The sequence below is a fragment of the Insolitispirillum peregrinum genome (assembly GCF_900156605.1).
Taxonomy (GTDB): domain Bacteria; phylum Pseudomonadota; class Alphaproteobacteria; order Rhodospirillales; family Rhodospirillaceae; genus Insolitispirillum; species Insolitispirillum peregrinum.
In genome coordinates, this window is the sequence record NZ_FTOA01000005.1 from 150,242 (window position 1) to 162,817 (window position 12,576).

11 protein-coding genes and 2 tRNA genes are annotated in these 12,576 nt (G+C 59.9%); 8 read left to right on the plus strand and 5 right to left on the minus strand.

Features of this window, described 5'->3' with window-relative positions; translation table 11 throughout:
• Positions 1 to 32: 32 nt before the first annotated feature.
• The gene (locus tag BW995_RS14125) at positions 33 to 2,072 is read left to right on the plus strand and encodes a methyl-accepting chemotaxis protein (protein ID WP_175617081.1); all 2,040 of its coding nucleotides are present in this window, start codon (positions 33 to 35) and stop codon (positions 2,070 to 2,072) included.
• A 337-nt stretch (positions 2,073 to 2,409) separates the two neighbouring features.
• Positions 2,410 to 2,619 (plus strand): cold-shock protein, encoded by a 210-nt coding sequence (locus tag BW995_RS14130; protein WP_076401063.1) that lies wholly within the window; start codon positions 2,410 to 2,412, stop codon positions 2,617 to 2,619.
• A 435-nt stretch (positions 2,620 to 3,054) separates the two neighbouring features.
• Here BW995_RS14130 and BW995_RS14135 read toward each other — a convergent pair whose 3' ends face one another.
• Positions 3,055 to 3,861 carry a MipA/OmpV family protein gene (locus tag BW995_RS14135; protein WP_076401064.1) on the minus strand — a complete coding sequence of 269 codons (807 nt, stop codon included), beginning with the start codon at positions 3,859 to 3,861 and terminating at the stop codon, positions 3,055 to 3,057.
• Positions 3,862 to 4,058: 197 nt separating this feature from the next.
• Between BW995_RS14135 and BW995_RS14140 the strand changes: the two genes are divergently transcribed.
• Genes BW995_RS14140 through BW995_RS14150 form a run of 3 tightly spaced genes read left to right on the plus strand, consistent with a single transcriptional unit; the run spans position 4,059 to position 6,400 of the window.
• Complete coding sequence (locus tag BW995_RS14140) at positions 4,059 to 4,736, plus strand: response regulator (RefSeq protein ID WP_076401065.1); 678 nt, start codon at positions 4,059 to 4,061, stop codon at positions 4,734 to 4,736.
• Complete coding sequence (locus BW995_RS14145) at positions 4,733 to 5,041, plus strand: hypothetical protein (protein WP_076401066.1); 309 nt, start codon at positions 4,733 to 4,735, stop codon at positions 5,039 to 5,041. Before BW995_RS14140 ends, BW995_RS14145 begins: the two co-directional genes overlap by 4 nt.
• 21 nt (positions 5,042 to 5,062) lie before the next feature.
• Positions 5,063 to 6,400: a sensor histidine kinase gene (locus BW995_RS14150; protein ID WP_076401067.1), complete on the plus strand. Its 1,338-nt coding sequence runs from the start codon at positions 5,063 to 5,065 to the stop codon at positions 6,398 to 6,400.
• A 33-nt stretch (positions 6,401 to 6,433) separates the two neighbouring features.
• Here BW995_RS14150 and BW995_RS14155 read toward each other — a convergent pair whose 3' ends face one another.
• Positions 6,434 to 7,051: a TetR/AcrR family transcriptional regulator gene (locus BW995_RS14155; protein ID WP_217696098.1), complete on the minus strand. Its 618-nt coding sequence runs from the start codon at positions 7,049 to 7,051 to the stop codon at positions 6,434 to 6,436.
• Positions 7,052 to 7,323: 272 nt separating this feature from the next.
• On the opposite strand from BW995_RS14155, the gene BW995_RS14160 reads away from it, so the two are divergent.
• Complete coding sequence (locus BW995_RS14160) at positions 7,324 to 7,716, plus strand: RidA family protein (RefSeq protein WP_076401068.1); 393 nt, start codon at positions 7,324 to 7,326, stop codon at positions 7,714 to 7,716.
• An 83-nt stretch (positions 7,717 to 7,799) separates the two neighbouring features.
• Here the strand turns inward: BW995_RS14160 and BW995_RS14165 are convergent.
• The 3 genes from BW995_RS14165 to gph all read right to left on the minus strand — a co-directional run bounded on the left by BW995_RS14165 (position 7,800) and on the right by gph (position 8,850).
• Positions 7,800 to 7,874: transfer RNA gene (locus BW995_RS14165), tRNA-Val, on the minus strand.
• A gap of 81 nt (positions 7,875 to 7,955) precedes the next feature.
• Positions 7,956 to 8,030 (minus strand) — tRNA-Val (locus BW995_RS14170).
• A gap of 142 nt (positions 8,031 to 8,172) precedes the next feature.
• Positions 8,173 to 8,850, minus strand: a complete 678-nt coding sequence (gph, locus tag BW995_RS14175) for a phosphoglycolate phosphatase (RefSeq protein ID WP_076401069.1) — start codon at positions 8,848 to 8,850, stop codon at positions 8,173 to 8,175.
• A 112-nt stretch (positions 8,851 to 8,962) separates the two neighbouring features.
• Between gph and glmU the strand changes: the two genes are divergently transcribed.
• Both glmU and glmS read left to right on the plus strand, forming a co-directional pair.
• Positions 8,963 to 10,324 (plus strand): bifunctional UDP-N-acetylglucosamine diphosphorylase/glucosamine-1-phosphate N-acetyltransferase GlmU, encoded by a 1,362-nt coding sequence (gene glmU, locus BW995_RS14180; protein WP_076401070.1) that lies wholly within the window; start codon positions 8,963 to 8,965, stop codon positions 10,322 to 10,324.
• A gap of 47 nt (positions 10,325 to 10,371) precedes the next feature.
• The gene (gene glmS, locus BW995_RS14185; protein ID WP_076401071.1) at positions 10,372 to 12,195 is read left to right on the plus strand and encodes a glutamine--fructose-6-phosphate transaminase (isomerizing); all 1,824 of its coding nucleotides are present in this window, start codon (positions 10,372 to 10,374) and stop codon (positions 12,193 to 12,195) included.
• Positions 12,196 to 12,576: the final 381 nt, after the last annotated feature.

The following is a 12,576-nucleotide window of genomic DNA, read 5'->3' on the forward strand; positions in this document are numbered from 1 at the left end:
CTGTCATGTTTTTCCGCCACAAGGATGATGTTGTGCCCTCGTCAACCGCCCAGGCTGTCCAGCCTTCTCTTGCGTCTGCCACTGCACCCTCCCTGTCCGATGCAGCGTCGCCGTCAGGAGCTTTGCCGCCGCCGGTGGTTGTTGTCCACACGGATGCATCGCTGGCTGGCGTAACGGCTGACCTGTTCCGTATCAATGCGCAGTCAGCGCCTCTGGCGGTGGCGTTCATTTCCCCGAATGTGGATTTTGCGTCGGTGGCGACGGCGCTGAACAAACTGGCGGGGCAAACGCCCCTGTTGGCCCTGTCGACGGCTGGCGAGTTGTGCAGTGGATCACAATCGGCCAAAGGGGCCAGCCCGCTGTATTGTCCGACGCAAGGAAAATGGTCGTCGGTGGTGGTGCAGGTGTTTGGTCCTGAGCTGATTTCCGAGGTCAGCCTTCACACCATCCCGTTGCACACCGACATGCCGCAGTCCGGGGTTGCCCATGTGGATCGGGAAGCCAGGGTAGCCAAACTGATCGAGACGCTGCGCACCATCAAGCCACCGTTCCATATCCGGGCGTCGGATACCGTGGCGCTGACGTTTGTCGATGGTCTGGCCGCCAGTGACCATTATTTGATGGAGGCGGTCTATTCCTCGGGGCAGTTTCCCTGCCTGTTCATCGGTGGTCTGGCAGGGGGAACGCTGGATTTTCAGAACACCTGGCTGTTCGATGGCAAACGTGTCCTGCAACAGCATGCAGTGATTGCCTTTCTGCGCATTCATCCATCCAAACGGTATGGGGTGCTGAAAAGCCAGAATTACGAAAAAACCAGCACATCCTTTGTCATCATTCAGGCCGACCCGGCCCGTCGCACGGCATCGTCGGTTCTGGACACCACCACTGGCGAGGTCATCACCATGGTCGATGCCCTGTGCCGGGCCTTGAAGTCTTCGCCAGCGGATATCGAGCGCAAGCTGGCAGGCTATGCGTTCGGGATTGAAATCGATGGGGAAATGTTCGTTCGCTCGGTGGCAACCCTGAATGCCGAAAGCGGTGTGGTGACCTTTTATTGTGACATCAATGCCGGGGATCAGTTGTTTTTGCTCAAGGCAACGGATTTTGCCGCGCAGACGCGCAAGGATGTGACGGCCTTCATGCGCGGGCGCGGAACGCCGGTGGCGGCCCTGCTGAACGACTGCATTTTACGCCGCCTGAAGAACGAACCGGCGCTGAAAGACCTGAATGGTCTGTGGACCTGTCCGACGGCGGGATATTCGGCCTTTGGCGAACTGTTCGGGATTTCGATCAACGAATCCCTCAGTGCCCTGGTGTTCTTTGAAGCCAAAGACGGTTTTTCCGACCCGTTCATCGAAACCTTTCCGGTTCATTACGGGCGTTACCAGAACTATTTCAGCAAAAGCCAGTTGCGGCGGGCCGAGCTGATGAACTCAATGCGCAAGGATTTGATTCTGCGGTTGATGGATCAGTTGGCGGTGACGCAGGAAATGGAAGGCATGGCGGCGCGGACCCATGAAATCCGGCAGGCGATGGACGAGGTGCGTCATACCCTGACCAGTGGTCGCAGTGGCAGCGGTAGTGGGGCGGGTGTCGATGGGGATGCCGAAGCCCTTAGCCAGGAATTCGCCACGCTGGGAGAAGCCACCTCGGAACTGCGGACGGTGGTTTCGGTGATCGACGGCATCACCAGCCAGACCAACCTGTTGGCCCTGAACGCCACCATCGAAGCCGCCCGTGCCGGTGAGGCCGGAAAGGGCTTTGCGGTGGTGGCCGGGGAAGTCAAAAACCTGGCGGCCAGCACCAAGCAGACTTTGGGGCGAACCCAGCGGGCGATCAACGGCATGGATGGCTCTCTGGATACGCTGGGGACGATCATCGACACCATCCGTAGTCGCTTTGCCGCCGAAGAAGCCCTGTATCAGCAAACGGTAACCCAGATCGAGACGGTGTTCTCAGGGTCAGGGGTGCTCGATACGACGCTGGCGGAACTGGCGTCGGTGGCCGAACGACAGCAACAGGCGATGGTCAGCATCAATCGTGATCTGGATACGCTGAAAAAACTGGATTGACGAAAGTATCAGGCAAGACACTGGGACCGGTTTGATGGCGGGACTGCGCGGGTGTTCTCAAAATGCCCCCGATTCCCTGATCCGCCGGTCCCTGCAGAGTTTCCGGGCGGGTGTGGATAGGTTGTAACGGCACGCTGCTGTTTGTTTTTTGGGAAACAGCAAGGAGGGTTGATAATAATCCTTGCTGATCCCGCTGAAATACCCCATAATCCAGCCATCGAATTTAGTGGGCTTTTTCCCGCAGGCCACCGATACAGGCGGTTCCTGGACATCCCCATTCTTTATTTGATGCTCTTTCCGATGTTCGGAAGGAGCAAATCTGCCTATTGGAGGGACTATGTCCACTACCGGCACCGTGAAGTGGTTCAACAGCACCAAGGGTTATGGCTTCATCCAGCCGGATGATGGCTCGGCTGATATCTTCGTTCACATCTCTGCTGTCGAACGCGCTGGCATGAACGGCCTGGGCGAAGGTCAGAAGATTGCCTACGAAACCGAGCGTGGTCGTACCGGCAAGCTGGCCGCTATCAACCTGCGTGATGCCTGATTTCTGTTGCCAGTGAGGGCCTTCCTCGCTGGTCACGAAGCCAGACAAGACAACCCCGAGGCTGTGGAAACACGCCTCGGGGTTTGTTTTTTTCAAGGTCAATACGCTTGGGCGATCAAATTAGAGTAGTGAACGCAAAAGCGGGAACCAGTTTTGCGCAAAATAACTGTTATAAATCAAAATGTTAGACTTGCGTGCCTGTGCCCACGCACAGTACACGACAGTTAGTGAAACCAGTGCAGGCTGCCGCCTGAACTACTCGGGGCCTGAGGCCCCCAACCCCCATTTTTTCTTTTATGATCAAAGGAATGGGGCCTCAAGGCCCCAGTGAGGTGTGGAGCAGCGCTCCATGATCTTGTTTTCTTTGTGTCGTGTACTGTGGTATCCACGTCTCGCACAATGCTCTATCGTGCGACCCCATGTAATGGGCGGTGATCAGAAACGGTAACTCAATCCAGCTCCGCCAGAGAACTGGTTTTCTGATCCGGCATCCTTGACAATCGGGCTGTCGGCGGCGTCGCCGATCAGGCGCCCGGCTTCGGTCCGGACAAACATGTTGAGCGATGGACTGATCGCATACCCGACCGTCATGCCGATTTTGACATCCTTCACCCCCGCTCCGGCATCGTGGACTGCGTAGCCTTTCGGGGACCTGGCAGCCTGCTCTGCGCTGATCCCGAACATGCTGCCCATGTAATTGTCATCTGCCAGAGTGGTTGATGCGTCGGCGCTGACCTGAAAGCCAGCCCCTTGATAAACCATGTATTTCCCGCTGAATGTCAAGGCCGTCCCATCCCGGTCGCCGCCGACATCGCGGGCAATGGTCAGGCCGGCAGACAAGGCCCCGATCTGGTATTCGGCCCCCAGACGGGCGACGGCGTTGCCCGAGATGTTCCCCAGTCCGCGCAAAGCGTCGTCATTGTCCTTGTCAGCACCTTCTTTCCGGCCCTGCCAATAGCCGAGGCTGCCGCTGACCGAAAGCCGGTTGTCCTGCAAGGGGTGCATCTGGACCTTCAGGCCATCTTTGACATCCAGCGATACGGTGTCGCGCCACGATACTCCGATCAAGGGAACCGGAGAGACTTCATAGTGTTTGGAGCCTTCATAGGTCGGCTGGACCATTCCGGCGGCTCCCAATTGAAAAGCCCAGTTGGATACGCTGCCTGGCTCGGCAGCAGTGGCGGGCATGCTCTGGAACAGGCAGGCTGTCAGGCTCAGGGAGATCAAAAAGGGAAAGCGCATGATCAGGTTTATTCCGGTCCAAGGGATGCGATACCGACACGATGCGGTGCCCGCATTACGGTGGCATTACGAAGGTATGTAATGTTGTGGTAATCCGCCGGGGCGATCATGGTGCCGGTATAACCTGTTTATCTGTCGCAGTGATTTTGCACAAAACCGGTTCCTGCGTTTGCGCTCACTGCTTTAGGTCGGAGTGAATGAAGATTCTGCTGATTGAGGATAACCGCAAGCTGGCGGAATATGCCGCCCTGGGGCTGGGGAAAGCCGGGTTTGTGGTAGATGCGGTAAGCACGGCAGGGGATGGCTGGGAGGCACTGGCGGTCGGTTCCTATGATGCCGTCGTGCTGGATTTGGGCTTGCCGGACCGGGATGGCATGGATCTGCTGGAAGAAATGCGCCGGAAAGGTGTTGCCTGCGCCGTGCTGATCCTGACGGCCCGTGATGGCGTGGAAAATCGGGTCAACGGCCTGACGGCCGGGGCCGATGATTATCTGGTCAAGCCGTTTGCGATGGCCGAACTGGTGGCCCGCCTGCGTGCGCTGGAACGTCGTCAGGGCAAGGGGCTGGAGATGACCCTGTGCTATGGCAATGTCAGCTTTGACCCGCGGACGCGGGAAGCGCGGGTTGGCGCAATCGTGCTGACCTTGTCCCGGCGCGAGCGGGATGCCCTGGAATATCTGATCCGGCGCGGTGGCCGGGTGATCACCCGGACGGCGCTGGAAGAGGCGCTTTATCCGATGGGGGAAGAACTGGCATCGAATGCGGTTGATGTTCTGATTCATCGGTTGCGCAAACGGTTGCAGGATGCTGGCGCCGCTGTCGTGATCGTCACCATGCGCGGTGTTGGCTATATGCTGTCGGTGAAGCCGTCATGAGCCGCCGCTTGTTCCGGCCTGTGGTATGGCCATTGTCGGTGCGGGCATCGGTGGTGTTGCTGGCACTCAACCTGCTGGCGGCAGTCCTGATTGCCCTGCAATGCTACCCCGGCATCAGGTCCAGCGTTGTTCCCGGCAAGGATGCCGAGCAGCTGGAATCCCTGAAGGCGTTGTTCAGCAATTACGGTGCAGAGGAAAGCCCCTGCCTTCGGCCTGATCCGGGGTGGTACGGCTTTGTTGGCGGATATGTGCCAGACGGGCATTGCCTGCACCGTGCTGATCGTCATGATACGAGGAACTGGTAATATGGTGTCGGTGAAATTGTGATGTTCCGGCCTGCATCATGGTCGCTGTCGGTGCGGGCATCGGTGGTGTTGCTGGTGGTCAATCTGCTGGCGGCAGCCCTGATTGTCCTACAATTTTATCTGAGTTTCTGGCGAAGCGTCATCCCTGAGGATGACGTCGAACAGCTCGAGCCCCTGAAAAAGCTGTTCCGCACCTATGATGCGGAGGACAATCCCGGCATTCCGCCCGAGATGACGGCCTTGCTGTCACGCTATCATCTGCGTTTTGTCGCCGTTGATGAACGCGGGCAGGTTCTGGCCGCGTCGGAGGGCGTCACCGGCTTGTTTTTCACCCAGTCCCAGCCATGGTTCAACGAGTCATTTCGCATTCCTGCGGCGGGTGATGCTCCTGCCCTGTATGGCTTTTCCGCCCACAAGGGGACGGCGACGTTGCAAGTGGCGACGCCGGACCCAACCCTGTTTTACGGCGGCATGATGCGCCGTCTGTCCCATCATCTGGCGGTGATTTGCTGGGGATTCCTGACCATTACGCTGGTGGCGAATGCCCTGGTCCTGTACTGGTCCCTGCGTCCCTTGCGCCGGGCATCAGAGGAAGCGGCGGCCATTGGCCCGCAGACGACTTCGGCCCGGTTGTCCGAACGCGGTTTGCCGCCGGATGTGATGCCGTTGGTTCAGGCGGTAAACCGTTGTCTGGACCGGCTGGAGCAGGGATATCTGGCGCAACGCAATTTCATCGCTGATGCCGCCCATGAGTTAAGGACACCGCTGGCGGTTCTGAAGACCCACCTTGAGGTGCTGGATGACCGGGGGATTGCCGCCTCCCTTGCCGACGATCTGGGCAGCATGGAGCGGCTGGTGTTGCAATTGCTGGCTCTGGCACGGCTGGACGGTTTGCAGGGCGGGGTTTCTGATCCGGTGGATCTGGCGGCACTGGCGATTGATGTTGCTCGCCACATGGGGCCGATCGCCTTTGAACAGCACCGTGAAATAGAAGTCATCGGGGCCGAGCATCCCTGTCTGGTGGCGGGCTCGTTCGATTTCCTGTTCCGGGCGGTGCGCAATCTGGTGGAAAATGCCTTGCGGCATACGCCCGCCGGGTCGGTGGTGACCATCCGGCTGGCGGCTGAGGCACGGGTGATCTCGGTCGAAGATCAAGGGAGTGGGGTTCCATCAGCATTGCGCCCGTTGATTTTTGAACGCTTTTGGCGGGGCGATGGCGACCGGCTGGGCGACAGCGGGGCCGGGCTGGGGCTGGCCATCGTCGCTGCTACCATGCGTCTGCATGGCGGTCGGGTCGAAATTGGCGATGTCGTGGGGGGCGGAGCGGTCTTTTCGCTGATTTTTGCGGGTGACGCCTGATGTGGTCATCTTGGGGCTTGGGTGTGGGGCCAGTCAGACCGGGGCATTGCAGCGCGGCTGCTCCTTAGCCAGAAACCCTGCCGCCATGATGCGGAAAGCCTCAATCGCTCTGGGCAGGACGGTGCCGGGGTCATCGCTGGCCGCCACCCACAAGGCAGCATTCAATGCCGCTCCGTTGAGAAGGCGTGCCGCCGCCTCGTCATCGACAGGCTTCATGATCCCGTTCGCAATCAGTCTGCCAACGGTCTGCTTCGTCGTTTCCAGACAAGCGTTCTGGCTGGGCCATTGTGAGGGGTCGCCGAGAAAGGCTGGCCCGTCCAGCAGAACGATCCGGCGAATTTCAGGGTCGAGGGCCATCTCGATATACGCCGATCCTTCTGCAAGCAGGCTCTCCCAGTCGTTCGGCGCGGTCGCCGCCAGTTCTTGCGCCCGCAGAGCCATTTCTTCATCGACTTGAGCGACCACGGCGGCAAGCAGCCCCTTTTTATCACCGAAGTTGTGGTAAAGCGCCCCGCGTGTCAGCCCGGCATCTGCGGTGAGTTCGTCCATTGATGCTGTGCTGAACCCTTTTTCGGCAAAAGCCCGGCGTGCTGCCGCAATCAGCTTGGCACGGTTTTTTTCCATGGTTTCGATGCGTCGGCGTGGTGTCACGAATGGCCTCTCTTTCACATACGGAGTGTATTCGAGTTGACATGCAATCCGTATGTCAGTTATTGACATACATAGCGTATATAAAATTACGCCGCAACTGAGAACCGGTCCCCGGCTGCGATGAACGTTCGCATCGCGGGCTTAAAGCAGTGAGTGCAAAAGTGATTCCGGTTTTGCGCGCTATCACTGCGACAAAACAAACGGTTAGACTAGCGTTCCTGCGTTACATTTAACGCACGCTGGTCTAGGCATGTTCAAGAAAGGGTGATCCCATGACCAGACGTAATGCTGTTTTTCCGGCGAACCGCCATGCCCTCTACGAAGCTCATGGCTATTCGGCCGCGATTGCATCTGGCGATCTTTTGTTTGTTTCCGGGCAGGTTGGAAGTCGTGCTGATGGCTCGCCGGAGCCGGACTTCGCCAGGCAGGTGCAATTGGCCTTCTCCAATCTGGAGGCAACACTGGCGGCAGGCGGCTGCACCTTTGACGATATTGTTGATGTGACAACGTTCCACACCGATCCGGAAAATCAGTTTGAAACGATCATGAAGGTGAAGAGCGAGGTCTTTCCGCAGGCACCTTACCCGAACTGGACCGCGATTGGTGTCAATTGGCTCGCAGGGTTTGACTTCGAGATCAAGGTGATTGCCCGCGTTCCGAATTGAACCTGATGCATGACATGCATTCGGCCCGACAAGCCGTGTACTGGCTTTCAGGCAGGTTGTCTTGAAGAGACCTTGATGAGAGATGGTGGGCGATACAAGGATTGAACTTGTGACCCCACCCGTGTGAAGGGTGTGCTCTCCCGCTGAGCTAATCGCCCATCTCTCGCATACGAACCTCTGTTCGTCTTCCTACCCCTTGGGGTAGGGTGCCTCGCGGGGCGGAGGCGGTCGATGCAGGATGGTGGGCGATACAAGGATTGAACTTGTGACCCCACCCGTGTGAAGGGTGTGCTCTCCCGCTGAGCTAATCGCCCATCCTGCTCGGATATCGTCGCCGTGTGCAGCCGGGCTGCGCGGGCTTTCGTTTTTTTGCGGCGGTGTCTTGCGTCTCCGTCGCTTGGGAGGCCAGTTTCTATAGGCTTGGCCCCCCTCTGTCAACAGGGTTTTTGAAAATTTTTATGACAGTGCCGACAGGGCCGCTGGCAGCTCGCTGATGTGGTCAATCAGGCTGTCCGCCCGCAGGTCTTCCAGCGTGCCATGGCGATAGCCAAAGGTGACGCAAACGGTCGGAATGCCTGCTGCCCGGGCGGCATCGGTGTCATTCTGGCTGTCGCCGATCATCACCGCCTGTCTGGCATCGGCGCCCAGCTGGTCAAGGGTTGCCAGCAGCGGGGCCGGGTCCGGCTTGACCTGCGGAATCTGGCCTGCGCCCCAAATGACCTCGAAATGATCGCTCAGGCCCAGCAGGTTCATGATCTGCAGGGTGGCGCTGTGCGGCTTGTTGGTGCAGACCGCCATCCGGTATCCGGCCTGCTTCAGTTGGGCCAGCGTTTCGGGAACGCCGTCATAGACATGGGTCATTGCCACCGGCGAGCGGTCATAGTGGACCAGAAAGCGGTCAACCACGGTTTGCACCGCCTGATCATCGGCCAGCGGAACGCCTGCGGCGGTATAGGCCCGCTGCATCAGCACGCGCGCGCCGCGCCCGACCATGCGGGAAACCTGTTCATCGGTAAAGGCTGGCAGGCCGTCATCGGCCAGGGTGGCATTCACTGCCGCCCGCATGTCGGGGATGCTGTTGATCAGCGTGCCATCAAGGTCAAACAACAGCACGGACCGGGAAAGGGGGGGCATGAACGGGGCTCCTGTTAACAAAGTGCAACACGTTTTGATTTGTTGTGCAGATGGTGCTATGGCAGTGTCTTCGCATCATTCCGCAACGCAATAGTGCATCGGCTGGCCCCTCATGTCTTCCCTTTCTTCGTCTTCGCTTCCGTCTTCGGCCGCTGCCATTGTGCTGGCTGCCGGCATGGGCACCCGTATGAAATCGGCGCTGCCAAAGGTGATGCATCCGGTGCTAGGGCGTCCGATGGTCAGCCATGTGATTGCCGGGGCCGAAGGACTGGGGCTGTCGCCGGTGGCGGTGGTGATCGGGCCGGACATGGCGCCGGTGCAAAAGGTGGTGGCGCCACACCCGACCGTCGAGCAGACCGAGCGGCTGGGCACGGCCCATGCGGTGCTGCAGGCGCGGGCGCTGATGGAGGGTGTCAACGGCACCATCCTGATCCTGTACGGCGACACGCCGCTGATCCGCCCCGAGACCCTGCACAACATGATCACCCTGCGGGAACAGAGCCGGGCCGGGGTGGTGGTGCTGGGGTTCCGTCCCGATCAGCCGGGGGCCTATGGCCGTCTGGTGACCGATGCCGAGGGACACTTGCAGGCGATTGTCGAAGCCAGGGAAGCAACGCCGGACCAACTGGCTATTGACCTGTGCAATTCCGGGGTGATGGCGGTGGATGGCTCGGCGCTGTTCGGCTGGCTGGATCGGGTCGATAACGCCAATGCCAAGGGCGAATACTATCTGACCGACATTGTGGCGCTGGCCTGTGCCGATGGCCGTCTGTGCTGCGTGGTCGAAGGCGATGAAGACGAGCTGCTGGGGGTCAATTCCCGCGTCGAGCTGGCGCAGGCCGAGTATATCGCCCAGGACCGCATGCGGACGGCGGCGCTGGAAAACGGTGCGACGCTGATTGACCCGGAAACGGTTTATTTCAGCCATGACACCGTTCTGGGCCGCGATGTGATGGTTGGCCCGTTCACCGTCTTCGGGCCGGGGGTGACGGTGGCCGATGGTGTCGATATCAAGGGCTTCTGCCATTTCGAGCAGTGTACGGTGGCATCCGGGGCCACCGTTGGTCCCTATGCCCGCCTGCGTCCGGGGGCCGAAATCGGTGTTGATGCCCACATCGGCAACTTTGTCGAAATCAAGAAGGCGGTGGTCGAAACCGGCGCCAAGGTCAATCACCTGACCTACATCGGCGATGCCCGCGTTGGCAGCAAGGCCAACATCGGCGCCGGGACCATCACCTGCAACTATGATGGTTACAACAAGTCGCATACCGACATCGGTGCCGGGGCCTTCATTGGCTCGAACAGTTCACTGGTGGCCCCGGTGGCGATCGGGGATGGTGCCATCGTCGGAGCCGGGTCGGTGATCACCGGCGCGGTCGACGCCGATGCGCTGGCGGTGGCGCGTGGCCGTCAGGAAAGCCGTCCCGGCTGGGCTGCCCGTTTCCGGGCGGCGATGCAGGCCAAGAAGAAGTAATTTCCATCTCCTCCCCTTGATGCTCTTTCCTGAAGGATGGCTGACCCATGTGCGGCATCGTTGGCTTGATTGGTAACAAAGACGCGGCCCCCCTGCTGGTGGATGCCCTCCGCCGGCTGGAATATCGCGGCTATGACAGCGCCGGTCTGGCGACGCTGGTCAACGGCTCGATCGAGCGTCGCCGGGCCGAAGGCAAGATCGTCAATCTCGATGCCTGCACCCGGGCGCAGCCGATTGGCGGCACGGTCGGGATTGCCCATACCCGCTGGGCGACCCATGGCGTGCCGGTCGAGCGCAACGCGCATCCGCACACCGATGGCCGGGTGGCGGTGGTCCACAACGGCATCATCGAGAACTTTGCCGAGCTGCGCGCCGAAATGGAAGCGCAGGGGCGGGTGTTCCAGTCCGACACCGACAGCGAAGTGGTGGTGCACCTGATCAGCTCCTACTGGACCGATGAGTGCGGCCCGGTCGAAGCGGTGAAAAAGGCGCTGGCCCGTCTGGAAGGTGCCTTTGCACTGGGGATCATCTTTGCCGGTGAGCACGACCTGATGATCGGGGCGCGGCTGGGCAGCCCGCTGGCCATCGGCTATGGCGACGGCGAAATGTTCCTTGGCTCCGATGCGATGGCGCTGGCTCCGATGACCAACCGTCTGTCCTATCTGGAAGAAGGCGACTGGGCGGTTCTGCGCCGTGGCGGGGTGGAGATTTTTGACCGCGCCGGTCAGCCGGTGCAACGTCCGGTGCAGGTGTCGGCCCTGTCGGCGGCAGTGATCGGCAAGGGTGGCTTCCGCCACTTCATGCTGAAGGAAATCTACGAACAGCCGCAGGTGCTGGGCGATACCCTGCACAGCATGTTCAACCCGGTTGAACGCACCCTGACCCTGCCGGAAATCCCCTTTGACCTCAGCGCGGTCAAGCGGGTGACCATCGTGGCCTGCGGCACCTCGTTCTATGCCGGGTCGGTGGCGCGCTACTGGTTTGAAAGTCTGGCGCGGGTGCCGGTGGATATCGACGTGGCGTCCGAGTTCCGCTATCGCGAGCCGGTGATGGAGCCGGGCGGGCTGGCGCTGTTCATCAGCCAGTCGGGCGAAACCGCCGATACGCTGGCGGCGCTGCGCTATTGCAAGGCGCAGGGGCAGCATATCGTTTCGCTGGTCAACGTGACCGAAAGCTCGATGGCACGCGAAAGCGATGCCATTCTACAGACGCTGGCCGGGCCGGAAATCGGCGTGGCCTCGACCAAGGCCTTCACCACCCAGTTGATGGTGCTGGCCTGCTTTGCGGTGGCACTGGGCCGCGCCCGTGGCGTGCTGTCGGCGGCGGAAGAAGACCGGTTGTCGGCGGCGCTGGTCGAAGTCCCGGCGCGGGCCTCTGAAGTCCTGAACCACGACGAGCGCATCCGTGAAATCGCCGAAGAGGTGATGCACGCCCGCGACGTGCTGTATCTGGGCCGTGGGTCCAGCTATCCGATTGCGCTGGAAGGCGCGCTGAAGCTGAAGGAAATCAGCTACATCCACGCCGAGGGCTATGCGGCGGGCGAGATGAAGCACGGCCCGATCGCCCTGATCGACGAGAAAGTGCCGGTGGTGGTGATCGCCCCGCACGACAGCCTGTTTGAAAAGACCGCCAGCAACGTGCAGGAAGTCGTCGCCCGTGGCGGCAAGGTGGTGTTCTTCTCGGACGAGCACGGGGTGAAAAAGATGGGCCAGAATGCCGTCTTCACCATCAGCCTGCCGACGGTCGATCCGTTTGTTGCTCCGATCCTGTACGCTATTCCGGTGCAGTTGCTGGCCTATCACATCGCGGTGCTGAAGGGCACCGATGTCGATCAGCCGCGCAATCTGGCCAAGTCGGTGACGGTGGAGTAAGGGGACGGGGGGCATTGGTCGGTGCCCTGTCATGGAGCCGGGGCCTTGAGGCTCCGGACCCCCGTTCATTTGATATGTAAAGAAACAAGAGGGGTTCGGGGGCATTATCCCTGAGCGGTTTCAGGCGGCAGCCTGTACTCGTTCCTCAACTGTCGTGTACCGTGGTGTGAAGCGCGCTTACAACTCTAAATCTTTGTTTTGTCACATTGTTGTTGCGAAAGTGCGCCTCCACTTTTATGGGCGCCATTCTAGGTGATTTGACCGCAATGGTTGTTTAAATATATAAAATTCTCTTTTATAATTTGTTCGAAATTCAATTCGTAAAGGAGGTGTGGAGTAGCGCTCCACGTTCTTGCTCCTCACCGCTCGCAATAAACAAAA

Coding starts and splice junctions, on each gene's coding strand:
- BW995_RS14130 (WP_076401063.1), top strand. CDS start 2,410: ATGTCCACTACCGGCACCGTGAAGTGGTTCAACAGCACCAAGGGTTAT.
- BW995_RS14160 (WP_076401068.1), top strand. CDS start 7,324: ATGACCAGACGTAATGCTGTTTTTCCGGCGAACCGCCATGCCCTCTAC.
- BW995_RS14135 (WP_076401064.1), bottom strand. CDS start 3,861: ATGCGCTTTCCCTTTTTGATCTCCCTGAGCCTGACAGCCTGCCTGTTC.
- glmS (WP_076401071.1), top strand. CDS start 10,372: ATGTGCGGCATCGTTGGCTTGATTGGTAACAAAGACGCGGCCCCCCTG.
- gph (WP_076401069.1), bottom strand. CDS start 8,850: ATGCCCCCCCTTTCCCGGTCCGTGCTGTTGTTTGACCTTGATGGCACG.
- glmU (WP_076401070.1), top strand. CDS start 8,963: ATGTCTTCCCTTTCTTCGTCTTCGCTTCCGTCTTCGGCCGCTGCCATT.
- BW995_RS14145 (WP_076401066.1), top strand. CDS start 4,733: ATGAGCCGCCGCTTGTTCCGGCCTGTGGTATGGCCATTGTCGGTGCGG.
- BW995_RS14140 (WP_076401065.1), top strand. CDS start 4,059: ATGAAGATTCTGCTGATTGAGGATAACCGCAAGCTGGCGGAATATGCC.
- BW995_RS14150 (WP_076401067.1), top strand. CDS start 5,063: ATGTTCCGGCCTGCATCATGGTCGCTGTCGGTGCGGGCATCGGTGGTG.